Origin of the sequence: Bradyrhizobium sp. TM239 (genome assembly GCF_036247985.1) — a bacterium.
GTDB lineage: Bacteria > Pseudomonadota > Alphaproteobacteria > Rhizobiales > Xanthobacteraceae > Bradyrhizobium > Bradyrhizobium ottawaense.
In genome coordinates, this window is the sequence record NZ_BTIR01000024.1 from 122,438 (window position 1) to 147,523 (window position 25,086).

The 25,086-nt window shown below is 64.7% G+C and carries 24 protein-coding genes and 1 riboswitch; of the genes, 20 read left to right on the plus strand and 4 right to left on the minus strand.

Annotated elements, in window-relative coordinates; genetic code table 11:
• Positions 1–40 precede the first annotated feature (40 nt).
• From adh to AABA84_RS31850, 11 genes are all read left to right on the plus strand, one after another.
• Positions 41–1,558 carry an aldehyde dehydrogenase gene (adh, locus tag AABA84_RS31800; RefSeq protein ID WP_338314094.1) on the plus strand — a complete coding sequence of 506 codons (1,518 nt, stop codon included), beginning with the start codon at positions 41–43 and terminating at the stop codon, positions 1,556–1,558.
• Between the two features lie 268 nt (positions 1,559–1,826).
• On the plus strand, positions 1,827–2,849 hold the full coding sequence (gene pdhA, locus AABA84_RS31805; protein WP_212250974.1) for a pyruvate dehydrogenase (acetyl-transferring) E1 component subunit alpha: 1,023 nt from the start codon (positions 1,827–1,829) through the stop codon (positions 2,847–2,849).
• A gap of 29 nt (positions 2,850–2,878) precedes the next feature.
• Entirely contained in the window at positions 2,879–4,261 is a 1,383-nt protein-coding gene (locus AABA84_RS31810; protein ID WP_212250975.1) for a pyruvate dehydrogenase complex E1 component subunit beta, read from the plus strand.
• A gap of 3 nt (positions 4,262–4,264) precedes the next feature.
• Complete coding sequence (locus tag AABA84_RS31815) at positions 4,265–4,567, plus strand: DUF5076 domain-containing protein (protein ID WP_028149595.1); 303 nt, start codon at positions 4,265–4,267, stop codon at positions 4,565–4,567.
• A gap of 2 nt (positions 4,568–4,569) precedes the next feature.
• Positions 4,570–5,022, plus strand: coding sequence for a nucleoside deaminase (locus tag AABA84_RS31820; protein WP_338308022.1), 453 nt, complete (start codon positions 4,570–4,572; stop codon positions 5,020–5,022).
• A 62-nt stretch (positions 5,023–5,084) separates the two neighbouring features.
• Entirely contained in the window at positions 5,085–6,419 is a 1,335-nt protein-coding gene (locus AABA84_RS31825; RefSeq protein WP_212250977.1) for a pyruvate dehydrogenase complex dihydrolipoamide acetyltransferase, read from the plus strand.
• Between the two features lie 18 nt (positions 6,420–6,437).
• The gene (locus AABA84_RS31830; RefSeq protein ID WP_212250978.1) at positions 6,438–6,668 is read left to right on the plus strand and encodes a hypothetical protein; all 231 of its coding nucleotides are present in this window, start codon (positions 6,438–6,440) and stop codon (positions 6,666–6,668) included.
• A gap of 17 nt (positions 6,669–6,685) precedes the next feature.
• Positions 6,686–8,107 (plus strand): dihydrolipoyl dehydrogenase, encoded by a 1,422-nt coding sequence (gene lpdA, locus AABA84_RS31835; RefSeq protein ID WP_338314095.1) that lies wholly within the window; start codon positions 6,686–6,688, stop codon positions 8,105–8,107.
• A gap of 12 nt (positions 8,108–8,119) precedes the next feature.
• Positions 8,120–8,431 carry a hypothetical protein gene (locus AABA84_RS31840; RefSeq protein WP_338314096.1) on the plus strand — a complete coding sequence of 104 codons (312 nt, stop codon included), beginning with the start codon at positions 8,120–8,122 and terminating at the stop codon, positions 8,429–8,431.
• A 35-nt stretch (positions 8,432–8,466) separates the two neighbouring features.
• Positions 8,467–9,708: a threonine synthase gene (locus AABA84_RS31845; protein WP_338314097.1), complete on the plus strand. Its 1,242-nt coding sequence runs from the start codon at positions 8,467–8,469 to the stop codon at positions 9,706–9,708.
• 80 nt (positions 9,709–9,788) lie between these two features.
• Complete coding sequence (locus tag AABA84_RS31850) at positions 9,789–10,760, plus strand: tripartite tricarboxylate transporter substrate binding protein BugD (RefSeq protein WP_338314098.1); 972 nt, start codon at positions 9,789–9,791, stop codon at positions 10,758–10,760.
• 55 nt (positions 10,761–10,815) lie between these two features.
• Here the strand turns inward: AABA84_RS31850 and AABA84_RS31855 are convergent, their stop codons facing one another.
• From AABA84_RS31855 to AABA84_RS31865, 3 genes are all read right to left on the minus strand, one after another.
• Positions 10,816–11,196 carry a response regulator transcription factor gene (locus tag AABA84_RS31855; RefSeq protein ID WP_445083432.1) on the minus strand — a complete coding sequence of 127 codons (381 nt, stop codon included), beginning with the start codon at positions 11,194–11,196 and terminating at the stop codon, positions 10,816–10,818.
• A gap of 92 nt (positions 11,197–11,288) precedes the next feature.
• Positions 11,289–11,954, minus strand: a complete 666-nt coding sequence (locus tag AABA84_RS31860) for a response regulator transcription factor (RefSeq protein WP_212250985.1) — start codon at positions 11,952–11,954, stop codon at positions 11,289–11,291.
• Positions 11,951–14,374 (minus strand): PAS domain S-box protein, encoded by a 2,424-nt coding sequence (locus AABA84_RS31865; protein ID WP_338314099.1) that lies wholly within the window; start codon positions 14,372–14,374, stop codon positions 11,951–11,953. The genes AABA84_RS31860 and AABA84_RS31865 overlap by 4 nt, the downstream gene beginning before the upstream one ends.
• 711 nt (positions 14,375–15,085) lie before the next feature.
• Between AABA84_RS31865 and AABA84_RS31870 the strand changes: the two genes are divergently transcribed.
• Genes AABA84_RS31870 through AABA84_RS31880 form a run of 3 tightly spaced genes read left to right on the plus strand, consistent with a single transcriptional unit; the run spans position 15,086 to position 16,030 of the window.
• Positions 15,086–15,481, plus strand: a complete 396-nt coding sequence (locus AABA84_RS31870) for a hypothetical protein (RefSeq protein WP_338308032.1) — start codon at positions 15,086–15,088, stop codon at positions 15,479–15,481.
• A complete protein-coding gene (locus AABA84_RS31875) occupies positions 15,478–15,666 on the plus strand; it encodes a hypothetical protein (RefSeq protein WP_049801976.1) in 189 nt (62 codons plus the stop codon). Before AABA84_RS31870 ends, AABA84_RS31875 begins: the two co-directional genes overlap by 4 nt.
• 58 nt (positions 15,667–15,724) lie before the next feature.
• On the plus strand, positions 15,725–16,030 hold the full coding sequence (locus AABA84_RS31880) for a hypothetical protein (RefSeq protein ID WP_246550714.1): 306 nt from the start codon (positions 15,725–15,727) through the stop codon (positions 16,028–16,030).
• A gap of 80 nt (positions 16,031–16,110) precedes the next feature.
• Here AABA84_RS31880 and AABA84_RS31885 read toward each other — a convergent pair whose 3' ends face one another.
• Entirely contained in the window at positions 16,111–18,297 is a 2,187-nt protein-coding gene (locus AABA84_RS31885) for a lytic transglycosylase domain-containing protein (protein ID WP_338314100.1), read from the minus strand.
• A 316-nt stretch (positions 18,298–18,613) separates the two neighbouring features.
• Here AABA84_RS31885 and AABA84_RS31890 point away from each other — a divergent pair, with 316 nt between their 5' ends.
• From AABA84_RS31890 to AABA84_RS31915, 6 genes are all read left to right on the plus strand, one after another.
• Positions 18,614–20,350, plus strand: coding sequence for an adenylate/guanylate cyclase domain-containing protein (locus tag AABA84_RS31890; RefSeq protein WP_338314101.1), 1,737 nt, complete (start codon positions 18,614–18,616; stop codon positions 20,348–20,350).
• 124 nt (positions 20,351–20,474) lie between these two features.
• Positions 20,475–20,651 (plus strand): hypothetical protein, encoded by a 177-nt coding sequence (locus AABA84_RS31895; RefSeq protein WP_018320305.1) that lies wholly within the window; start codon positions 20,475–20,477, stop codon positions 20,649–20,651.
• A 139-nt stretch (positions 20,652–20,790) separates the two neighbouring features.
• On the plus strand, positions 20,791–21,000 hold the full coding sequence (locus AABA84_RS31900; RefSeq protein ID WP_028141611.1) for a hypothetical protein: 210 nt from the start codon (positions 20,791–20,793) through the stop codon (positions 20,998–21,000).
• A gap of 112 nt (positions 21,001–21,112) precedes the next feature.
• On the plus strand, positions 21,113–21,376 hold the full coding sequence (locus tag AABA84_RS31905) for a hypothetical protein (protein ID WP_338314102.1): 264 nt from the start codon (positions 21,113–21,115) through the stop codon (positions 21,374–21,376).
• Positions 21,377–21,419: 43 nt separating this feature from the next.
• Positions 21,420–21,633: riboswitch (cobalamin riboswitch) on the plus strand.
• A 114-nt stretch (positions 21,634–21,747) separates the two neighbouring features.
• Positions 21,748–23,985: a TonB-dependent receptor gene (locus AABA84_RS31910; protein WP_338308036.1), complete on the plus strand. Its 2,238-nt coding sequence runs from the start codon at positions 21,748–21,750 to the stop codon at positions 23,983–23,985.
• A 64-nt stretch (positions 23,986–24,049) separates the two neighbouring features.
• Positions 24,050–24,631, plus strand: a complete 582-nt coding sequence (locus AABA84_RS31915; protein WP_338308037.1) for a hypothetical protein — start codon at positions 24,050–24,052, stop codon at positions 24,629–24,631.
• The last annotated feature ends 455 nt before the right edge of the window (positions 24,632–25,086 follow it).

Here is a 25,086-nt window from a genome sequence, read left to right on the forward strand (position 1 = left end):
CGCGACGGATTGCGCAAACAGCAAACATCGGGAGTGATCAATGAACAAGGTGGAATTCCTCAATGTGACCAAAGTTCCCTTTGCCGAACGCTATGACAATTTCATCGGCGGCAAATTCGTCGCGCCGATCTCCGGCAAATATTTCGACAATGCCTCGCCGGTGAACGGCCAGATCGTCTGCAAGATCGCGCGCTCGGACGCGCAGGACGTCGAGCTGGCCCTCGACGCGGCGCATGCCGCCAAGGGCGCCTGGGGCCGTACCAGCGTCGCCGAGCGCGCTGCGGTCCTGAACCGGATCGCCGACCGCATGGAAGAAAATCTCGAGCGTCTCGCCATTGCCGAGACCTGGGACAACGGCAAGCCGATCCGTGAGACCCGCGCCGCCGACATCCCGCTCGCGATCGATCACTTCCGCTACTTCGCCGGCGTCGTGCGCGCCCAGGAAGGCTCGATCGGCGAGATCGACCACGACACCATCGCCTATCATTTCCACGAGCCGCTCGGCGTGGTCGGCCAGATCATCCCCTGGAACTTCCCGCTGCTGATGGCGAGTTGGAAGCTTGCCCCCGCGCTCGCCGCCGGCAATTGCGTCGTGCTCAAGCCCGCCGAGCAGACCCCGGCCTCGATCATGGTCTGGGCCGAGATCATCGCGGACATCCTGCCGCCCGGCGTCCTCAACATCGTCAACGGCTTTGGTCTGGAAGCCGGCAAGCCGCTCGCGTCCAGCCCGCGAATCGCCAAGATCGCGTTCACCGGCGAGACCTCGACGGGCCGGCTGATCATGCAATACGCCAGCCAGAACCTCATTCCGGTCACGCTGGAGCTCGGCGGCAAGTCGCCGAACATCTTCTTCAGCGACGTCACCGCCGAGGACGACGATTACTTCGACAAGGCGATCGAAGGCTTCGTCATGTTCGCGCTGAACCAGGGCGAGGTCTGCACCTGTCCGAGCCGGGCGCTGGTCCACGCCGACATCTATGACCGCTTCATGGAGCGGGCGCTGAAGCGTGTCGCGGCGATCAAGCAGGGCGACCCGCGCGATGCCGCCACCATGATCGGTGCCCAGGCGTCTAGCGAGCAGCTGGCGAAGATCCTGTCCTACATCGACATCGGCAAGCAGGAGGGCGCCAAGGTGCTCGCCGGCGGCGGACGTGCCGAGCTCGGCGGCGATCTTTCCGGCGGCTTCTACGTCAAGCCGACCGTGTTCGAGGGCCACAACAAGATGCGAGTCTTCCAGGAGGAGATCTTCGGCCCCGTGGTCTCGGTCACGACCTTCAGGAACGACGAGGAGGCGCTCGAGATCGCCAACGACACGCTCTACGGCCTCGGGGCCGGCGTCTGGAGCCGCGATGCCAACCGCTGCTACCGCTTCGGCCGGGCGATCCAGGCCGGCCGGGTCTGGACCAACTGCTACCATGCCTATCCCGCTCATGCGGCCTTCGGCGGCTACAAGCAGTCGGGCGTCGGTCGTGAGACCCACAAGATGATGCTCGATCATTATCAGCAGACCAAGAACCTCCTGGTCAGCTACAGCCCGAAGAAGCTCGGCTTCTTCTGATCGGACAGCCGGAGAGGGCGGCGCCATTTTCGGCGCCGTCCGCTCTGGATGCCGGGATCGGCGTGGCACACGGTTCTTGATCCGGCCACAAATCTGCGTGTGCTGTGACCGCGTAGATTTGTTGCCCGATCAGCGCCAAAGATTTTCCAATATTTCGATCACGTTGCAGTGCGGCATAATGAAAGTCGTGCCAGGCCGCTGCGGTGCTTTCCAAGGGCGTTTGAGTTGGGTTAGAGAGGACGAAAGTTTTCTCTGACCCGGAATTCCCATGGCCGCACCCAAGAAAGCCGCCGCAAGCACTCCACAGGACAAGACCGACGGCGGTTCGCCCCCGGAATTCACCAGAGAGCAGGAGCTCAAGGCGCTCCGCGACATGCTCCTGATCCGGCGGTTCGAGGAAAAGGCCGGCCAGCTCTACGGCATGGGCGCGATCGGCGGCTTCTGCCACCTCTATATCGGCCAGGAGGCCGTGGTGGTCGGCATGCAGATGGCCCTGAAGCAGGGCGATCAGGTCATTACCGGCTATCGCGATCACGGCCACATGCTTGCCACCGGGATGGATGCCAACGGCGTCATGGCCGAGCTCACGGGCCGCCGCGGCGGCTATTCCAAGGGCAAGGGCGGCTCCATGCACATGTTCAGCAAGGAGAAGCACTTTTACGGCGGCCACGGCATCGTCGGCGCGCAGGTCTCGCTCGGCACCGGTCTCGCCTTCGCCAATCACTATCGCGACAACGGCAATGTCAGCGTCACCTATTTCGGCGACGGCGCGGCCAACCAGGGCCAGGTCTATGAGAGCTTCAACATGGCGGAGCTCTGGAAGCTGCCGGTGATCTACGTCATCGAGAACAACCGCTACGCCATGGGCACCTCGGTCTCGCGCGCCTCGGCGCAGCAGGATTTCTCCAAGCGCGGCGTGTCCTTCAACATCCCCGGCAAGCAGGTCGACGGCATGGACGTCCGCGCCGTCAAGGCCGCCGGCGACGAAGCCGCCGCCTGGTGCCGCGCCGGCAAGGGGCCCTTCATCCTGGAGATGCAGACCTACCGCTATCGCGGCCACTCGATGTCCGACCCTGCAAAATATCGCACGCGCGAGGAGGTCGAGAAGGTCCGCCACGACCAGGACCCGATCGAGCAGGTGCGCAACCGCCTGCTGGCCGCCAAGGTCAGCGAGGCCGATCTCAAGGCGATCGACGCCGAGGTGCGCGACATCGTCAACGCGTCCGCCGATTTCGCCCAGCATGATCCCGAGCCGGATGCCGCCGAGCTCTGGACCGACGTTTACCGCTGAACGCGCGCAAGCTTTCTTTTGGAGTCGATATGCCAATTCAAGTGCTGATGCCCGCGTTGTCGCCCACGATGGAGAAGGGCAACCTCGCCAAATGGCTGAAGAAAGAGGGCGAGACGATCAAGTCGGGTGACGTGATCGCCGAGATCGAGACCGATAAGGCGACCATGGAGGTCGAGGCGACCGACGAGGGCACGCTCGGCAAGATCCTGATTCCCGAGGGGACCGCGGACGTCGCGGTCAACACGCCGATCGCCACCATCCTCGCCGACGGCGAAAGCGCGGCCGATCTTGCCAAGGCGCCCGCACCCGCCCAGAAGGCCGCGGAATCCGCACCGCCCGCTGCCGCGAAGGCCGAGGCGCCCGCGCCCAAGGCTGCGCCGGCGCCGCAGGCCGTCGCCGAGCCCGATCCCGAAGTGCCCGCCGGCACCGAGATGGTGACGCAGACCATCCGCGAAGCGCTGCGCGATGCCATGGCCGAAGAGATGCGCCGCGACGCCGACGTCTTCGTGATGGGCGAAGAGGTCGCCGAGTATCAGGGCGCCTACAAGGTGACGCAGGGCCTGCTCCAGGAGTTCGGCGCCAAGCGCGTCATCGACACCCCGATCACCGAGCACGGCTTTGCCGGCGTCGGCGTCGGCGCCGCGATGACGGGCCTCAAGCCCATCGTCGAGTTCATGACCTTCAACTTCGCCATGCAGGCGATCGACCAGATCATCAACTCCGCGGCCAAGACGCTCTATATGTCCGGCGGCCAGATGGGCTGCTCGATCGTGTTCCGCGGGCCCAACGGCGCGGCAGCGCGCGTCGCCGCCCAGCACAGCCAGGATTATTCGGCCTGGTACTCGAACGTTCCCGGCCTCAAGGTCGTCGCGCCGTTCTCGGCCGCCGATTACAAGGGCCTGCTCAAGGCTGCGATCCGCGATCCCAATCCGGTCATCTTCCTCGAGAACGAGATGCTCTACGGCCACACCGGCGAGGTGCCGAAGCTCGACGACTTCGTGATCCCGATCGGCAAGGCCCGCATCGTGCGTTCGGGCAGCCACGTCACCATCATCTCCTGGTCGAACGGCATGACCTATGCGCTGAAGGCCGCCGATGAGCTTGCCAAGGACGGCATCGAGGCCGAGGTGATCGACCTGCGCACGCTGCGGCCGATGGACACCGAGACCATCATCAACTCCGTCAAGAAGACGGGGCGCGCCGTCACGGTGGAAGAGGGCTGGGCCCAGAGCGGCGTCGGCGCCGAGATCGCCGCGCGCATCATGGAGAACGCCTTCGATTATCTGGACGCGCCTGTTACGCGCGTGTCCGGCAAGGACGTGCCGATGCCCTATGCCGCGAACCTGGAGAAGCTCGCGCTGCCGTCGGCGGCAGAAGTCGTCGAGGCCGCCAAAGCCGTCTGCTACAGGTAGACCATGGCGGGCCCGAAGGAGCAGCCACTGCCGCCCGACGTCCTCGCCCGCGATGACGCGGTCGAGATCCTGCGCGTGTTCGTGCTGGACGGCGGGCTGTCGATGGCGTTCCAGCGGGCCTTCGAGGAGCCCGACATGTGGGGCTTGCTGCTCGTCGATCTCGCCCGCCACGCCGCGCGCGCCTATGCGCGCGAGAGCGAATATACCGAAGAGGACGCCTTGAGCCGGATCCTGGAGATGTTCCAGGCCGAGATCGAGCGTCCCACTGACACCGGCACGACGACGCCGCGCGGCAAGGGGCACTGACCGTGGCGATCGAAGCTCATCATTTCGATTTTATGCTGGAGGCGATCCGCGAGGCGGAGGCCTCGATCGCGCAGGGCGGCCTGCCGATCGGCGCCGTGCTGACGCGCGACAACAAGGTCATCGCCCGCGGCCACAACAACCGCGTGCAGGAGAACAATCCGATCCTGCACGGCGAGATGAGCTGCCTGCGCGAGGCTGGCGCGATCTCGTTCCACGACACCGTCATGTACACCACGCTGTCGCCATGCTCGATGTGTGCCGGCGCGCTGGGGCTCTTCAAGGTCAAGCTCGTGGTGATCGGGGAATCCGTCACCTTCGAGGGATCCAAGGACATCCTCGACAAGTTCGGTATCCCCTGGATCGACCTTGCCGACGACCGCTCCATCGCCATGATGAAGAATTGGCGTTCCATCCCTGCCAATGAGCGCCTGTGGCAGGGCGACATCGGCAACTAAACCTGGTCTGTTCGTCTCCGCTGTCGGAGGCGAATTTTTGCAAAGTTCTTCTTGAGGTCAGCATGCCCATCAACATCCTGATGCCCGCTCTCTCGCCGACGATGGAGAAGGGCAACCTCGCCAAGTGGCTGAAGAAGGAAGGCGACAAGGTCAAATCCGGCGATGTCATTGCCGAGATCGAGACCGACAAGGCGACGATGGAGGTCGAGGCCATCGACGAGGGCACGATCGCCAGGATCCTGGTGCCCGAGGGCACGCAGGACGTCCCGGTCAACGACGTGATCGCGGTGCTCGCCGGCGAAGGCGAGGACGTCAAGGCTGCGGGCGCGGGGGCTGCGAAGCCGAGCGCCTCGGCCGCGCCGCCGAAAGCCGCTGAAGCTCCGGCGCCCGCGCCTGCTGCGCCCAAGGCTGCGCCGCCGCCCGCTGCTGCTCCGGCGCCGCAGGCCGCCGCGCAGAGCAATGGCCAGGGCGGTCGCGTGTTCTCGTCACCGCTGGCGCGTCGCCTTGCCAAGGAATCCGGCGTCGATGTTGCGATGGTCACCGGCACCGGCCCGCACGGCCGCGTGGTTGCGCGCGACGTCGAGCAGGCCAAGTCCGGCAAGGGCCTGAAGGCACCTGCGGCGGCGCCGTCCGGTGCGCCCGCGATCGCGCCGACCATGTCGGACAAGCAGATCCTGTCGCTGTTCGAGCCCGGCTCCTACGACATCGTCCCGCATGACGGCATGCGCCGCACCATCGCGCAGCGCCTGACCGCGTCGATCCAGAACGTCCCGCACTTCTACCTCACCATCGACTGCGACATCGGCAAGCTGCTCGCCGCGCGCGAGGAGATCAACGCCGCCGCGCCGAAGGACAAGGAGAAGAAGCCGCTCTACAAGATCTCGGTCAACGACTTCGTCATCAAGGCGATGGCGGTCGCGCTCCAGAAGATCCCGAACTGCAATGTGAGCTGGACCGAAAGCGGCATGGTCAAGCACCACCATTCCGACGTCGGCGTTGCGGTCGCAATGCCGGGCGGCCTGATCACGCCGATCATCCGCAAAGCCGAGACCAAGACGCTCTCGACCATCTCCAACGAGATGAAGGATTTTGCCGCGCGCGCACGGTCCCGCAAGCTGAAGCCCGAGGAATACCAGGGCGGCACCACCGCCGTGTCCAACCTCGGCATGTACGGCATCAGCCACTTCACCGCCGTGATCAACCCGCCGCACGCGACCATCCTCGCGGTCGGTACCAGCGAGGAACGTCCCGTCGTACGCGGCGGCAAGATCGAGATCGCGCACATGATGAGCGTGACCTTGTCCTGTGATCACCGCGCTATCGACGGCGCGCTCGGCGCCGAGCTGATCGGCGCCTTCAAGCAGCTGATCGAAAACCCCGTCATGATGATGGTCTGACGGGGAGGCGCAGGGTGAATGCGAACGCGCTGGCCCTGGATCTCCCTGTTGCTCTCGGCCGTGCTTGTGCTCAATCCGGTCGGGCTCGATACTCTGCATTCCGCGTTCTTTGCCGGCGAGCAGCTGGCACGGAGCATCGGTCAGGCGGTCGTTCTGATCGCGCTGGCCATCATGGCCGGCGCAATCCTGCTCGAATGGCTGGTCCGGATTTTGATTTCCAGGCGCCGCGCCCGCGGCGCGTCCACGTGACTTGAACGGGAGCCGCCATGGCCGACACGTCCTTCGACATCATCATCATCGGCTCCGGTCCCGGCGGCTATGTCACCGCGATCCGCGCCGCGCAGCTCGGCTTCAAGGTCGCGATCGTCGAGAAGTCGTATCTCGGCGGCATCTGCCTGAACTGGGGCTGCATCCCGACCAAGGCGCTGCTGCGCTCGGCCGAAATCTACCATTACATGCAGCACGCCGGGGATTACGGCCTGTCGGCGGAGAAGGTCTCGTTCGACCCGAAGGCCGTGGTGCAGCGCTCGCGCGGCGTCTCGAAGCGGCTGAACGACGGCGTCGGCTTCCTGATGAAGAAGAACAAGGTCAGCGTGATCTGGGGCGCGGCTTCGATCGACGCGCCCGGCAAGGTCACCGTGAAGAAGTCCGACGTCGAGGGCCCGAAGGGCGCGCTGGGCGAGGGGACCTATCAGGCCAAGCACATCATCGTTGCGACCGGCGCGCGGCCGCGCGTGCTGCCCGGGCTCGAGCCCGACAAGAAGCTGGTCTGGACCTATTTCGAGGCGATGGTGCCGGAGCGGATGCCGAAATCGCTGCTGGTGGTCGGCTCGGGTGCGATCGGCATCGAGTTCGCCTCGTTCTTCCACACCATGGGCTCCGAGGTCACCGTGGTCGAAGTGCTGCCGCAAATCCTGCCCGTCGAGGACGCCGAGATCGCCGGCCTTGCCCGCAAGCGGCTGGAGAAGCAGGGCATCAAGATCATGTCCTCGACCAAGGTCACCAAGTTGGAGAAGAAGGCCGACAGCGTGGTTGCCACCATCGACGATGGCAAGGGCAAGCCCGTCACGACGGAATTCGAACGCGTGATCTCGGCGGTGGGTGTCGTCGGCAACATCGAAAATCTCGGCCTCGAAAAGCTCGGCGTGAAGACCGACCGCGGCTGCATCGTGATTGACGGCTACGGCAAGACCAACGTCCCCGGCATCTACGCCATCGGCGACGTCGCCGGTCCCCCCATGCTCGCGCACAAGGCCGAGCATGAAGGTGTGATCTGCGTCGAGGCGATCAAGGGCCTGCACCCGCATCCCATGGACAAGAACCTTATCCCGGGCTGCACCTATTGCCAGCCGCAGGTCGCCTCGGTCGGTTTGACGGAAGCCAAGGCCAAGGAGAACGGCCGCGAGATCCGCGTCGGCCGCTTCCCCTTCGTCGGCAACGGCAAGGCGATCGCGCTCGGCGAGGATCAGGGCCTGGTCAAGGTCATCTTCGACAAGAAGACCGGCCAGCTGTTAGGGGCCCACATGGTCGGCGCGGAGGTCACCGAGCTGATCCAGGGCTACGTCGTCGCGATGAATCTGGAGACCACGGAAGAAGAGCTGATGCACACGGTGTTCCCGCATCCGACCCTGTCGGAGATGATGAAGGAAGCTGTGCTGGATGCTTATGGACGGGTCCTGAACATCTAAGTGGGACGTGCAATGGCCGCTCGTGACGATTGGTCGGAGGCGGGCAACAATATCCTTGCGCCGGAATTTCTGGCCAAGGTTCGGGATATTCTGGAACGTGAGCCGATTATTCTCGAGCACCGTTTGTACGCACGCAGTTCCGCTCCCTTGATGCTAATCTTCGACGAATACGAAGAGTTTGTACGTCACCTGGAATCGAGCGCCCGTCCTGGCGATCACCTACTTATTTGGGGCTACTCCGGTCTGTGCAGGGACGATAACATCGCGGTCGATGCAAAGTACCCCAACGCTGCGGGGCGAACCCCGCGCGGTGGTTCTTATTGAAGACTTAACTGCAAACCCCAAATGAAAGAACAGTTGTGAAAGACAACGACAATCTCACCATCGAACGCCCGACCTTCGTCACCCATCTCGAATGCGCGATGGAGGGCGATCATTACGCCGCCGACCAGGTCCACAATCTCTCCAAGGCCGGCAAGCCGCTCTTGGTGCGCTACGATCTCGCCGGCGTGAAGAAGGCGCTGACCAAGGATGCGCTCAAGGAACGCCCCGCCGACATGTGGCGCTACCGCGAGCTGCTGCCGGTGCGCAAATGCCGGGACATCGTCTCGCTCGGCGAGGTCACGACGCCGCTGATCCGGCTGCCCAAGCTGGCTAAGAAGCTCGGTGGCGGCGAGATCATCGTGAAGGACGAGGGCCGGCTGCCGACCGGCTCGTTCAAGGCGCGCGGCCTGGTGATGGCGGTGTCGATGGGCAAGGCGCTCGGCATCAAGCACATGGCGATGCCGACCAACGGCAATGCCGGTGCGGCGCTCGCGGCCTACGCCACGTCCTGCGGCATCAAGACCACGATCTTCTGCCCGGCCGATACGCCCGAGGTGAACGTCAGCGAGATCGAGCTGCAGGGCGCGACCGTCTACCGCGTCAACGGCTATATCGACGATTGCGGCAAGATCGTCGGCGAGGGCAAGGCCAAGGTCGGCTGGTTCGACACCTCCACCTTGAAGGAGCCGTACCGCATCGAAGGCAAGAAGACGATGGGCCTCGAGCTCGCCGAGCAGCTCGGTTGGGACGTGCCCGACGTGATCTTCTATCCGACCGGCGGCGGCACCGGCCTGATCGGCATGTGGAAGGCCTTCGACGAGCTCGAGAAGATCGGCTTCATCGGTTCGAAGCGCCCGCGCATGGTCGCGGTGCAGGCCTCCGGCTGCGCGCCGATGGTGCGGGCCTATGACGCCGGCACCGAGCACGCCACGCGCTGGGAGGACGCCCACACCATCGCCTCGGGCATCCGCGTGCCGCAGGCGATCGGCGACTTTCTCATCTTGCGCGCGGTCCGCGAGAGCAAGGGCTTTGCCATCGCGGTCGACGACGACAAGATCTCGTCGGCGCTGAACGAGGTCGCGCGCGAGGAGGGGCTGTTGCTGTGTCCCGAGGGCGCCGCCACCTATGCCGCCTACAAGGACAGCCTCGCCGACGGCCGCGTCTCGAAGGGTGACCGCGTGATGCTGTTCAACTGCGCCACCGGCCTGAAGTACCCGCTGCCGAAGGTCGACCGCACGCTCGATCGCCACAAGCCGATCGACTATACGCAGTTCTAGCGCGGCAATACGCCACGAACGATCCCTCTTCCCGTACGCGGGAAGAGCAAGAACAATATCGACATCGCTGGGGAGAAGACATGACGAAAGCCGTCTGGGCTACGCTGATTGCTATTCTCGCTGTGACCGGCGCCGCGCGCGCCGATGACTATCCCACCCATCCCATCACCATCATCGTGCCCTTCGCGGCCGGCGGCCCGTCGGATGCGATGGCGCGCGTGCTCGCCGAGCGGATGCGCACTGCGCTCGGCCAGCCGCTGGTGGTCGAGAACGTCACCGGCGCGGGCGGGTCGATCGGCGTCGGCCGCGCCGTGCAGTCGCCGCCGGACGGCTACACCATCTCCTTCGGCCATCTCGGCACCCACGTGGCCAACGGCGCCGTCTACAAGCTCAAATACGACCTCGTCACCGATCTCGAGCCGGTGGTGCTGCTGCCGAGCAATCCGATGATCGTCGTCAGCAAGAACGCGGTGCCGGCGACGTCGCTGAAAGAGCTGATCGAATGGCTGAAGTCGCGCACCTCGCCGCCGACAGCGGGCACCGCCGGTGCCGGCTCCGGCAGCCACATCGCCGGCGTCTATTTCGAGAGCGTCTCCGGCATCAAGCTGCAATATGTGCCGTATCGCGGCACCGCGCCCGCGCTGAACGATCTCATCGCCGGCCAGATCGATGTCATCATCGACCAGACCTCCAACTCGATCGCCCAGGTCCGCGCCGGCACCATCCGTGCCTACGCCATCACCGACAGCAAGCGCCTGGCCTCGGCGCCGGAGATTCCGACCGCGGAGGAGGCGGGTCTGAAGGGCTTCAACATGACGCTGTGGTCGGGCCTGTGGGTGCCGAAGGGCACGCCGAAGGAGATCGTGACCAAGCTCAACGCCGCAGCCGTGGAAGCGCTGAACGATCCCGCCGTGAGGAAGCAGCTCGAAGGCCAGGGGCTGGAGATGACGCCGAAGGACCAGCTCACGCCCGAAGCGCTCGGCGCCCGCCAGAAGGCCGAAATCGAAAAATGGTGGCCGATGATCAAGGCGGCGAACATCAAGGTGGATTGAGCACGCCGCATGGCCGCAGGCGTGTCCTGGCCGTCGAGGACGCGGCGCCGCCGCATCACATCGTGGCGGCACCGGGGTCCGACAGTGCGGCCTCCAGGCACTGGATCAGAGCCGGCGTTGAAAACGGCTTGGCGAGAAAGCAGGTCGCGCCGGCCCTGAGTGCGCGGTCGCGTACGGCCTCATCCGGAAAAGCCGTCATGAAGATGAAGGGCGTGATGTGCCCGAGGCCGCGCATATGCGTCAACAGCTCGACGCCGCTCATGACCGACATCTGCACGTCCGTGATCACGCAGCCGGTCGTCTCCAGTTCGGCGGATTGGAGAAATTCGTGAGCCGAGCCAAAGGTGTGGACCGTATACCCGCGCGACGTCAGGAGGTTGTTCGTCGCAAGACGAACGGAGGGATCATCATCAATGACGGAAATGATCGAAGACACTGGCAATATAATGCTCCTGCACGGGGAGCCGCCGGCTGCGATTCAGCCGCTTGAGGGAAAGTGGGCCACCGGAGCGAGATTGGAAAGCATACTTAGGTTTGCAGATGACCCCTGTTGCGCGGGATTCCGAGCGCGTCGGTCATTCTGACGAGGTCGGCCAACGACTTCGCCGCCATTTTCCGCATGATCTGGCCGCGATAGATCTTCACGGTGATTTCGGCCAATCCAAGCTCGGCGGCGACCTGCTTGTTCATCAGGCCGGATGCAACCAGGGCGAGGACGTCGCGTTCGCGCGCCGTCAGTCCCTCGAAACGGGATCGCACGCCGGAGATCGACTGCTCGGCATCGCGCCGCTTGCGATCGCGTTCGATCGCCGCCTGCACCGCATCCAGCATGTCCTGGTCGCGAACCGGCTTGGTCAGAAAATCGACCGCGCCGCTTTTCATGGCTCTTACGGTCATGGGAATATCGCCGTGACCGGTGATGAAGATAATGGGCGTGTGAATATTGGCTTTGGCGAGGTCCGCCTGGAGGTCGAAGCCACTCAAGCCAGGCAGGCGGATGTCGAGCACGAGGCAACTGGGGACCGCAGGCGGTTTGGCTTCCATGATTTCCGCCGCTGAACTGAAGGCTTCGACCTTGAGACCGACCGATTGAAAGAGATTGGTGAGCGCACGGCGCATCGACGGATCATCATCGACGATCAGGACGATCGGATCACCGGTGCTCGCCTGGGCCTGCTTGGCATGATCGGTCACGACGTGTCCTTGTGTGGCAAGGGCAGGGCGATCTGGAATGTTGCACCGCTCCCTTCATTTTGAATGGCCGAAAGCCGGCCCGCATGAGCCTCGATGATCGATCGGCAGATCGAGAGTCCCATTCCCAGACCGCCCGATTTCGTCGTGAAGAAGGGGGTGAAGATACGCTCCTTGACGTCTTTTCCAAGGCCGACACCGCGGTCCGTCACGGTGAGGAGCAGACGGTCGTCGTCCGTCCGGCTCGAGCGGATCGCCAGCTCGCGCGGGCGGTCGACATTGGCGTGCATGGCTTCGATGCCGTTCACCACCAGGTTGATCAGCACCTGCTGAAGCTGGATCCGGTCGCCGCAAATCCTGGGCAGGTCGGACGCCAACTCCATTCGGACCGACACCGCATGGATCGCGAGCTCGCGTCGAACCAGCGCCACTGCCTCCCTGACGACCTGGTTGATGTCGAGTGGAGCCATTTCGATCTCGGTCTTCTTCGCAAGCGCTCTGATCCGGCGGATCACCTCGCTTGCCCGATTGGCATCCTCGACAATCCATTCTGCTGAACGGCGCGCGGCCTTCAGGTCGGCGGGGTCGCGGTCGAGCCAACCGATGCAAGCGTCGGCATTGGAGATCACCGCGGCAAGGGGCTGGGTGATTTCGTGGGCAATCGAGGTGGTCAGTTCGCCGAGCGTCGTGACGCGGGTGACGTGGGCGAGCTCGCCTTGCGCCTTGCGCAGCGCCTCTTCCGCCTGCTCGACGCGGATCGCCGCCGTGACGTCGCTGCTCACGCCGCGATAGCCGAGAAAATTGCCTGTCGCATCATGGAACGGCTTGCCGCTGGTCCGCACGTAGATTGGAGATCCGTTCCCATCCCTGCTGCGGTAGATCAGATCGCGGAACGCAACGTGGGCATCGAGCGCCGCGCGATGCTGCTCCCATTTATCCGGCTCGAGCTCGGCATCGGGCGGAATGTCCCAGCGGGTCAGACCGATCAGGCCCGTCGGCGCCGCGCTGGATGTTTCGGCATGCTCCGATATCCTGGTAATGCGGTGGTCCGGCCCGGTCTCCCAGAACCAGTCCGATGCGGTTTCGGCATAGTCGCGGAATCGCTGTTCGGATGTCTTGAGCTCGTCGAACGCCTTATGCAGCGCATCTTTCGCCGCGAACTGCTCGGTGACGTCCACGTGCGTGCCGATGATCTCCATCACCTCGCCGTCGCGGCCGATCACAGGATGTCCCTCGCTGTGGACGCGTCTGATCGAACCGTCGGGGCGCACAATCCGGAAGTCGATTTGGAAGGGCTGCTTTTGCCTGACAGCTTCCCGTTCCACCTCGACAATCCGCCGAAAGTCCTCCGGCAGGATACGTTGCTGAAAAGCCGAGGCCGGGACATCGGTCTGGTCCGGCTCAAACCCGAACAGGCGGTGCAGCTCGGCCGACCGGTAGGCGAACTCCTGACGATGAACGTCCCAGGCCCAGCTGCTCGTATGGCTGAGGCGTTGGGCTTCGGCCAAATAGGCTTCGCTGCGACGCAGCCTCTGTTCCGCTTCCTTCGCAATCGTGACATCGGTGACCGCTCCGACGAACTCGATGCGCCCGGATGGGTGCCGCACGGCGCGCGCCACGGAATGAAGATATTTGACCGATCCGTCGGGCATCAGCAGGCGGTATTCGTGGTCGAAATCCTCCGCCAGCCGGTAGGCCCGATCCAGGGTGCCGCGGACTGTGTCGCGATCTTCCGGATGGATGCGCTGAAACGCGAAGCTCAGGGTCGGCTTCGTCGCAGGGTCGCATTGGAAGATGCGGAAGGTCTCCCTCGACCAGACCGCCTCGCCGGTGGTGAGGTTCAAGCCGAAGCTGCCGGTGTGGCTCAATTCCTGTGCCTGGGCGAGGTAGGCCTCGCTCTGTCGCAGCGCATCCTCGGCCTCCTTGCGCTGGGTGATGTTCTCGCAGGCGACCAGCAGGATCGGCGTGCCGTCGCCGCGCAGCATCGCCTTGGCGTTTTCGCGGACCCAGAGCACCGACCCGTCCTTCCGGAACTTGCGAATCTCCCAGGTATGCGACTGGTCCACGGTCGTGAGGCACAAAGCGACGCATTGACGAACTAAGTCGTGGTCTTCCTCGAAGAAGACGTTCAGCACGGATTGGCCGATCAGCTCGGCCGTCGTGTAGCCCAGTTGTGCGGCGCCGAACGTATTCACGTTGAGCACCGTTCCGGCCGGATCGACCATGAAGTACATGACCGGGTTGTGCTCGAACACCTCGTGCCATTGCTTCACGGCGTCGCGCAGATCGGTGTTCTGCCGCGAGGCGTGTGCGACCGCGGACCGGTCCTTCTCGCCGTTGCCGAACGATCGAAGCGCCGCAAGGCCGCCGAGCAGGAATTGTGCGGCCGAATTCCCGATTTTTGTGATCTGGCCAGGCATCATCGCAAGCGTCCCGGCGCGCTAGCGTCACGGCGAGTAGAGCACTTTGCCAGAACAGGGGCAATTGCCTCCGACCAAAGTCGGATTCTCGGCAAAATTCCCGATTGCCGTGCAGCTTGCGCGCGTTGCGCCGTCTCGTTGCGCAGGCGGGGGAGGACCGCAAAACTACGGCACAAACCTACGTATAGCTCGCACAACCCTAGTTTTGGCGCGCATTTACCTCCGTACAATTGAGCGATGCGGTGCAGGCGGCCTAGTTTTGCGGTCAATCGAGAGGAGACGATTGCGGAGCACAATTCGCTGAAAGGCTCGGGGCGTGTTGCCCCCAAAAGAGCCAGGCTCTGCATCCGCCCCTGACTTGCCGGACGAATTGGCGGTCACGATTGAGAAGCCGCATTTTCCGTGACGACCGTGGCGACCCGAGCTTGCGCACAAGGAAGCCGGGACCCCTAAGAGGTCAAGAGGAGAGGATGATGTGCGATAGCCCAGAGCATTCCGAGCGCCGTCCCGAGACCAAAGGCTGTGCTGTCTGCACGGCGAAGTTTGGCCTGATCCGATACTATTCCTGGCGGACGCCGCTCTGCTCGAGGAAATGTCTCGACCGGTTCAGGGCGCGCCGCGAGCGCGACCGCCGCTGGTTGTTCCGATATCAGGCGGCGTGAGGAACGGCCGCCGCGTCTGCCACCTCAGGCAATTTCTCGTCGGGAGGCTGCGTTGAACCTTACCTGCAAGCTGCTGTTGGCGATCGCCCTGCCACTTCCGCTGGTGACGGGCGTGGAGGCCGACGAAGCCGGACGGGATGGGCCACATCGTCACCATCCGCCTCAGGATCAACTGCTGCACGAGGAGTTCTATTCGAGCTGGCACATGCCGGACAATCCGGTTCTGAGCTGCTGCAACAATGCCGATTGCTACCCGACCGAGATTCGCTACGTCGACGGGAGGATCTACGCGCGGCGCCGGGAAGACGGCAAATACATCCTGATCCCGTCCCAGAAGGTCGAGCGCAACAGGGACAATCCCGACGGCCGCAACCATATCTGCGCGCCACCGCCGTCCGCCTCTCTGGTCGACTTGGTCTACTGTTTCGCGTTGGGAGGTGCCACGTGAGATTCATATTGGTGAACGGCAGAACCCCGTTCCGCAAGACGTCGTGCCTTTGGTGCTGCGAGGAGATCGATGGTGGCTATCTGCGGGACGCCAGGACGCTGCTGCGCTACTGCGGCTACGAGTGCTTCGCGCTTCATCACGAGGCCGCGCCGTTGATCGAGGGACGTACGCGCGCGGCATCTTGAGCCGTCAGGCTGGCAGGACGCATCGGCGGATCTGCCTTCGGCAGGAGAGGACACGGCATTGAGATTCATGCTCGTCAATCAGGAGCATCCCTGCCACGGCGTCTGCAGCGCATGTGTCCGGCCGCTGGGTGCGAGTTACGTCCGGCATGTGTCCAAGCAAGAGCGCTACTGCGACTACGATTGCTACCGTCAGCAGACGGCCATGGACATGATGTGGCCCCGCAGCCCGTTCGAGGCGATCGCGGTGCTGACGGCGATCTCGGGCTGGGGCTGGATGATTCAGATGGGCGCGCTGTCGCGCTCATTGGCCGAGGCATATCTGCGCGAGTACGACCTTCTGACCATGGAAGGAGGTGACGGCTAGCTCGATGACGGCCGCGCAGAACAGTCGGCCGCAGTCACCGCGTCCAGCCCGCGCCGCGTCCAGCCCCGGCGGTGGCGAGGCTAGGGCGAGGGGGCTGCGGCCGATACCGCTGGTGCCGCGCTCACTTCCTGCGTCGTGACGCGCTGGTCGGACTTGCCCGCGACCAGGCTGCTGCCCTCGAACCGTGCGCGGTACACCAGCACGTTCTCGATCACGCGCTGGACGTAGTTGCGCGTCTCCGACAGCGGGATGCGCTCGACCCAGTCGACCGGATCGACGTTGGGATCCCTGGGGTCGCCGCGGGCCTGCACCCATTCGCGCACGCGGCCGCGGCCGGCATTGTAACCGGCGAAGGTCATGATCTGGTTGCCGCGATATTCCGACAGCAGCGCGCTGAGCTCGGCCGCGCCCATTTGCGTGTTGTAGACGGGATCGGAGACCATCTTGTCCCAGTCGTAGGTCAGGCCGAAGCGTTTCGCGGTGTCGCGTCCCGCTTCGGGCGTCACCTGCATCAGCCCGACTGCATTGGCCGGCGACTTGTCGCGCTGGTCGAACGAGCTTTCGGTGCGCGCCACCGAATAGATCACGCTGGTCTCGATCGCGGGCGCGACCTGCTGATGCTCGGGGATGCCGATGGTCGGGAAGGCGTAATGGTCGAGGGCGAGCCCGCGCGCCAGCGCCGACTTGCCGACCTCCAGCATCACGCGCGCATCGCTGCGCTGGCCGGCCAGTGCGCCCAGTCCTTCGAGGGCCGCGACGTCGGTGCTCTCCCTGGCGAAATCTTCGGCGTAGTAGAACACCGTGTCGCGCTCGCCGATGCCGTAGAGCATGCCGGCGGCACGCACGCGCTCGTCTGCGGGCGCGGTGTCGATCGCGGCCAGCACGGGCGAGGGCGGCCGCAGCTCGATGCGGTCGAGGCCGAGCTTGGCGCGCGCAAGCTGGCCGTAATAGGCGGTCGGATAGCGCGCCGCCGCCCGGTAGCTCAGGCGCGCATCGGCCGCCGCACCCATCGCCTCGGCGGCACGGCCGCGCCAGTAATGGGCGCGCGACAGCGCGATCGGATTGGCCGAGCCTTCGTCGATGGCGGCGAAGTGCACCATCGCCGCCTGGGGATCGCCGAGGAAGCGCAGTGCGATCCAGCCGCACATGAAATGATAATCGACGCGGTAGACTTCCTTCTCGGGCACCGCGGCGGTGCGCACCACGTCATACGCCGTCTTGAACTTGCCCTGGTCGAGCAGCTTGCGCGCGAGCAGGCGGCGCTCGCGCCACCAGGCGTCGGTGTCCTGGGCGGCCATGGTGTCGGGCGCGGCGGCCAGGATCACCTCGGCGGCGTCGTCGATGCGGTCCTTCTGGAGGTGCCATTGGGCGCGGCACAGCACATAGCCGAGATCGCGGCGCGCTTCAGCCGGCACGTCCTCGAGATCATCCTTGGCCTTGCTGGCCTTGCCGGTGACGGCGGCGCAGGCCTTGACGATCGCGAGCGCATCCTCGCCGAGTCGTTTTGCAGCGCGCCGGGCGCCGGCATAGTCCTTGGCGCCGAGCCGCTTGTCCATGCGCGCGCGATGGTCGTCGGCGGTCAGCAGATCGCGGAACGCCTCGTAAGAGTCTTCCTCGCTGCGCTCGGACAATTCATCCGTGCGCCAGGCCTCGCGCACCAGCCGCGCGGCCCTGTCGGTATCCCCTTCAGCGAGCAGCACGCGGGCGAGCGCGAACTTGCCCTTGGCGCTGGTTGGGCGGTCCATGGTGAATTTGTGCACGGTGGCCGCGTCGGCCTTCTCCTGCCACAACCGCGCCTCGGCGCGGCGGCGGAGCAGGGCGCTGCTCGGCCAACCCGGATTCGCGGCGAGGAAGGCGGCATAACGCTTGAAATTCGCCGTGCTCTCGGAATGGCGCAGCATGAACCAGTCGGCGAGCTTCTGTCCGGCGGGATCAGTGATGCGGTCGCGCGCCGCGCTCGCGTCATCGGTCTTGCCCTTGCGCGCGAGGTCGATCGCGTCCTTCAGCGCGGCGAGGTCGCCGGTCAGCGGCGGCGGCGCCGGCTTGTCCGAGGGCTCGTCGTCGGTCTTCTTCGACTTGCGCTTGGCCTCGGCATGCTTGCCGTGGCGCGATTTCGCCGTGACATGACGTTGCTTGCCGGCTTTTGCCTCATGCGACTTCTTCGGCGCCGACGATTTGTGGCTGCTCTTCGCCGAAAGCTCGGTGGGAAGCAGGGCCATTGCGGCCACGGCAACGAGACACGCGAGCGAGCGTAGGCACTGGTTCATCCCATGGTCCCCCTGCGAAACCACTACAAACCAAGGTCCGCGACGACATGCGGCTTGAGAATCAACGACATCGAGAACGATGCCATGGCATCGTTTCGCATTCCTCACGCTGTCGCAACAATGCGGCAAAATACGGATGTGCCGAGGGAACTTCCGCTGGGGGCAGATCCTTTAACCTTTGTTAACGATCCGGGCTCGCGCGACGACCGGCCATGGTCCTGGGCGCCAGGAGGAACCAGATTGCGCGTGTTCCCGCAGCAAGATCCGGTGTATGGAGTTCCCTTGCTCCGTCCCTTTGGCCTTTGTCCCTGCAGCTATGCCGATTTTCAACCAGTCGATCAGGCGCAAGATCGTCGGTATCGCCCTCGGATTGATCGTCCTGATGCTGGTCACCTCGATCCTGTCGATGGTGATGTCGAGCCAGGTCGGCGTCCTGCTCGACGAGCTGACCAACCGCTACATCCCGGCCTATGGCGATCTCGCGCGCGTCAACATCCGCTCGCTGGAGCGATCGGTGGCGCTGCGGCGGATGATCATGACGAAGATGCAGGCGTCCTCGGACGAGGCGGCCTATGCGGCGCGCCTTCGCGAGTTCGAGGACGCCGACCGGAAGATCGAGGAGGAGGCCGAGCGCGCGCGCAAGCTGATCAACGCGATCATAGACGACCCTCGCACGCCGTCCGACAACGCCGCGCTGGCACGGATCGAGACCCGCATCGAGACCGCCGTCGGCGAGCTGCGCCGCGATCAGAAGGAGAGCCACGCGAAACTCCTCAACCAGATCGACGCACAGCAAATGGCGGAAGCGCGCATCACGCTCGAGCATATCGACGCGCTGCGCGACCAGTTCAACCAGAAGATCGATGCGATCCGGGCCGACATGCTCAAGCAGGTCTTCGCCAGCACGTCGCAGGTGATCGGCCATCAGCACCAAGCGATCATCGTCTCTGGCATCGTGACGTTGCTCGCGGCGATCGTCGGCTTTGCCTTTGCGCTCCTGGTGTCCAGCGGCATCACGCGCCCGGTGCGGCTGCTGCTCGCCGGCACCCGCGAGGTCGAGGCCGGCCGCTTCGACAAGACCATCACCGTCTCCACGCAGGACGAGATCGGCGAGCTCGCCGCGGCTTTCAACCGCATGACCGAGCAGCTCAGGCACAACGAGCGCATCCGCGAGACCTTTGGCCGCTACATCGATCCCAAGGTGGTGCAGGGGCTGATCGACCGGCCCGAGGTCGCGATCGACGGCGAGCGCCGGGTCATGACCATCATGTTCTGCGACATGAGCGGCTTCACCTCGATGAGCGAGGGCATGACCCCGCGCGGCCTCGTCAGGGTGATGAACCACTATTTCACGGTGATGTCCGGACCGATCAGGGGTAATCGCGGCATCATCGACAAATATATCGGCGACGCCATCATGTCCTATTGGGGGCCGCCCTTCATCGAGGAGGACGAGCAGGCGCTCCTGGCCGGCATCGCCGCAACCGAGATGGTCGACCAGGTGCCCGCGCTGCAGAAGCAGCTGCCCGACCTGCTCGGCATCCGCGCCATGCCGGCGCCGTGTGACCTGCGGATCGGCATCGCCACCGGCGAGGTTTTGACCGGCAGCATCGGCTCCGAATTGATGATGAGCTTCACCGTGATGGGCGATGCCGTGAACCTGGCCTCGCGGCTGGAGGCCGTCAACAAGGTCTACGGCACCCGCATCCTGATCTCGCAGGCAACTGCTGACGCGATCGGCTCGGGGCTCGAACTGCGCGAGATCGATCGTCTGGCGGTCGCGGGCCAGAGCGCGCCGCAGCCGATCTTCGAGGTGATGGCGCGGGCAGGCGCACTCACCGGCGCGCAGGACAGCCTGCGCACGCATTATGCCGAAGCGCTCGCCGCCTATCGGGCCCGCCGCTTCGACGAGGCGCGCGCCGCCTTCAACGCCGCGCTCGAAGCGATCCCCGGTGACGGCCCCTCGCGCACGATGCTCGGCCGCATCGCGCAGCTCGAGGCCAAGCCGCCGGAAGAGGGGTGGGACGGCGCCTGGCGGCTGGAGCAGAAATAGCCTTTTTTGTTGCGCCAGCTCGCCCTGTCCGGAAAAAACGTTTCTACTCGATAACGATGTTCGCCGTGACCTATTTCCCGGGCTTAGGTTGGATGTCCTTGAGGCGTTTGACGGGGACACGCCGATGACAGAACTTCAGGACAGGCTGGAACGGTTCGAGACGCTCACCGCCGAATGCGAGCTGATCGCCAAGCTCGCCACCGACAGCACCAAGCGCGAGTTCTATCTGAAACTCTCGGAACAATACCGACAGCTGGCGGTGGACATGCGGCAGGCGATCGCGACCAAGGCTGCGGCCTGACGCCAGCTGCAATCCGTTCTTAATGTTTGGCGCGCATCCTTGACGCTCGCGAGCGATCGCTCGTGGTGGAAAGGCCGGGGTTCGCTGCAATGCAGCGCACCTCGCGAGTGTCATTTGCCATGTTTGACAGGGCAATCACATGCGCCTCGTTGCCGTGATCATATTCGCGCTCATGACGGCGGCCTGCGACCAGGAGCAGGACATCACCGGCTCGACGCCGACCTGCCCGATGCGGAACTACAGCTATAACCCCCGCGACATGAACCAGTGCGTCAATGCCTGCAAATCGTGCGATCGCGGCACCACGGTCACCTGCACGACCTCCTGCACCCTCAAGGGCGCGCGCTGAGCGCACCGCCTTCTGCCTTGCAGGGATGCAACCCGTGGAATGGGCGGTGCCTGGGCACCGGAACGATTCACATGGGTCAATCATTGAAGCAAGTGGCAGGACGCGGAGTCCGATGGAAATGGGTATGCTCGATCCCGGCCGATTTCTGGTGTCGTGCTCGCATTGCGATGCCTGGCCGATGGCAGCCAACGTGAAGCGGTCGAGCTGGACGGCGTCCCCGCACGAGGTCCGCTTCGTCTGCACGCGCTGCCGGCGCGAGGAGACCGCGATCGTCTCGGCCTCCGGCGAATTGACCCCGATCAAGCGCGTCGATATTCCGCCCCGCGATGTCGCTGTCGCCTGGGCCCAGGCGCAACGTGTGCGCGGGCGGACCTGAGCGGCCGACACCCAACGGTCGATTGACTCCCGGGGCGAACGGCTCGTAAATGATCGGCGACGGTTCTCCTCATGGAGATCAAAAGGGAATGTGGTGCGGGATTGTCCCTAGGCCGGGATTATCTCAACGCCACGGCTGCCCCCGCAACTGTAAGCGGTGAATCTTTCGTCTCATGCCACTGGGAAACTCGGTCCTGGGAAGGCGACGCAAGGTCACGACCCGCGAGCCAGGAGACCTGCCGTCAGCCGTGGTCACACGCGAAGATGTCGGTCGGGGAGTACAGACATTGGCTTCACCGGAGCAATCCATCGCTCTGCCGTGAAATCTCGTTCGCTGTGACGTGCCACTGACGTCATACCGAGGTTACCATTGTGTCCCGTCTTGTCCCTGCTGCCAGGCGCCTCAGCGTCGGCCTGCTCGCATCCGTTTCCTTCCCTTCGCTCGATCTGTCCTCCGCCTTCGCCCAGCAGGCGCTTGCCGAGCAATTGCCGCCGATCGAGGTGACCAGGCCCGACGATCAGAACCGCACGCGCGCCAGGGCGATCGGTGACGGCGAGGCGGCTCGGCAGGGGGTGAGGACGAATGTCGCGCCGGCAGGCAATGGCGCCGGCTCATCCGGCTCCGGCGGCGAGGCTGCCGCCGGCACCGGCGGCATCGTCGGGGCCGCCACGACCGTCATCACGGCCGCGGATATCGCGCATGCGCCATCGCAGACGCTTGCCGAGATCATCGCGACGCAGACGCCGGGGGCCCAGATCACGACGTTCTATGGCGGCCAGATCGGCGCCAAGACCAGCGTGGACCTGCGTGGCTTCGGCGCCTTTGCTACTGCCAACACGCTGGTGCTGGTCAACGGCCGGCGGCTGAACGACGTCGACATGGCGCAGGTGGACCTCTCCACCATCCCGCTCAATTCCATCGAGCGCATCGAGGTGACGCGCGGCAATTCCGGCGCGGTGCTCTATGGCGACAACGCGGTCGGCGGTGTGATCAACATCGTCACCAAAAATGGTGTCGGCGGACCGCCCGTGACCGCGCGCATCGAGGCCGGCTTCGGCTCATTCAACACCAGACTCGGCAACGTTTCGACCTCGCTCAATGCCGGTCCGTGGTCGACCTCGTTCTATGGCAACACGGTCAGGACCGATGGTTATCGCGACAACAATCGTTATTCGCAGCAGAACGGCGTCGGCAATCTCAACTACACCACGCCGGGCCTGACGGCCTTTCTCACCGTCACCGGCGACAATCAGGAGCTGCGGCTGCCGGGCGGCCGCACCGTCGATCCCTCGATCGGCCTCGACGAGCTCAGGGCCAACCGGCGAGGGACCAGCACGCCCTTCAACTACGCCAACCAGCAGGGTTTTGGTGCGACCGCGGGCTTCACCAAGACCCTGGTCAACGGCGTCGATCTCATCGTCGATGGCGGCGTGCGCGACAAGAAGCAGCAGAGTGCGTTCTTCTCCACCCCGACGCCGGTTCCGGCCTTCTTCACGTCGACCTATGTCGGTTCCCACCTGACGACATGGTCGATCACGCCGCGGCTCAGCGTGAAGAGCCTGCTGCTCGGCATGCCGTCGCAACTCCTGACCGGCATCGACTATTACGACGCGAGCTTTGAGCAGAACCGCGGCGCCGGGCAGGGGCTCGCCCCCTGGCACAATTACGACCTCCGGCAGGAGACGGTTGCGGGTTATTTCCAGCACACATTGGGGATAGCGCCCACGACCGACATCTCCTACGGCGCGCGGGTGCAGAACGTCAGTCTTGCGGCACGCGACAATTTCGACCCGGCCGCGCCGTTCAACGCCGACATCGGGGCGCTGCCGCTGACGAGCAACGAGACCCAATACGCGCTGCATCTCGGGGCCGAGCATCGCCTCAACGACCAGGTTTCGCTGTTCGGCCGCGGCGCGCGCGCGTTCCGCACGCCTGATGTCGACGAGCGCCTGTCCTCTGGGCCTTCCTTCGATCCCTTGACCTTCGCTGCGATCCCGCAAACGTTCCAGCTCAAGACCCAGACCTCGCAGGACATCGAGGGCGGTGTGCGGATCAAGGGAGGCGGGCTGCAGCTGCAAAGCAGTCTCTATCTGATGGATCTCACCAACGAGGTCCATTTCAACCCGGTCCTGTTCTACAACACCAATCTTGATCCGACCCGGCGCTACGGCTCGGAGACCAGCCTGTCCTATCGCGTCAACGACGCTGTGCTGTTGCGCTCCGGAATCGCCTACACCCGCGCCGTCTTCCGCGAAGGCATCTGGGCCGGCAACGACGTGCCGCTGGTGTCGCGCTACACGGCGAGTGCGGGTGTCACGTGGAACATCTGGCAGGACTATCTGGTGCTCGACGCCACCGCGCGCTTCTGGAGCGAGCGGCGCATGGACAACGACCAGGCGGGCACGCAGAAGCCGATCCCCGCCAACGGCACCATCGACCTCAAGCTCAGCGGCCGGTATGAGCGCTACTTCTGGTCTCTCAGCGTCAACAATGTGCTGAATGCCCTCTACTACGACTATGCGATCGCGAGCACCTTCACGGACGGCCGCTTCAGCGCCTATCCGTTGCCTGGCCGCACCTATCTGCTCAAGGCCGGCGCAACGTTCTGATTTTCGCCAGGGCTGTCACACGCCCGCAAATGGACCAGCATCCGAAAGAGAAGGAGATACAACCATGGCCCTCAGCATCCTGCCGTCTCACGGCGACCGCTTCCGGCTTCACCCGGTCGCGCCGCGCCTTGCGCCGATGTTCTGCTTCGTGCTGCTGACGGCCTCGTGCGCGCTCGCAAGCTTTGCGTTCGCCTGTGCCACGCCGTTTGCGGCCTTCGCCGTCGTTGCCGCGGCGATGCTGCCGCAGCGGCCGGCGCTGCTCGTCGTCACCGGGACCTGGCTCGTCAACCAGACCATCGGTTTCGGCGTGCTGCATTATCCCGTTGACGCCGGCACGATCGCCTGGGGCTTTGCCATCGGCGCTGCTGCGCTTCTGGCGACCGCGGCAGCTTCGGCGGTGCTCGGCCTGCTGCCGCAGGGCCGCACGCCGCTGGCGCTGGCGATCACGCTCGTCGCCGCCTACGCCGTCTATGAGCTCGCGCTGCTCGCCGCGACGCCGTTGCTGGGCGGCGAGGGCGCCTTCACCGCCGCCATCGTGACGCGCATCGCTCTGACCTGCGCCGTCTGGCTCGCCGGCCTCGTCGCCGTCTGCGAGATCGTCCGTCTGGTCGACCCGGCCGGACGCAAGCGAGCGATGTCGGCCTGAGCGGCCGCTCGTGGCCGTACCCGGATTACGCTGGCGCTCCATCCGGGCTACGGGACCGCGCCTGTGTCGCCCTCTGTCAATCCACGCGCACAAAAATATTCCGCTTTGCCGAAATTCGGTTTTGGCGTATGTGTCGTTCATCCCGGCTCACCAAGAGGGGCGATCATGTGTCGTCACGCATCGCGAGCCGGGCTTGCGGTGGACGCGGCAGCGTCGGCGCGAGAGGCGCGGGCAGGGCGGGTAGTCCCTGTGAGCCCGAGGCTTCGTGCAGACGACGGCGCTGTTCAGTTCGTCTCGCCACATTCTTTCGGCAACGTCGACAAGGCCGGGAGATAATGTGGTGACCAGCGAACGCGCGTACGGCAAAACCGTGTGGTCCTGGCCGTCGTTGCTACGGTCAAGTCTTCCGAAGGTGCGAGCGAGCCCAACCAGGCAGACCGCATCATCCAATTCGC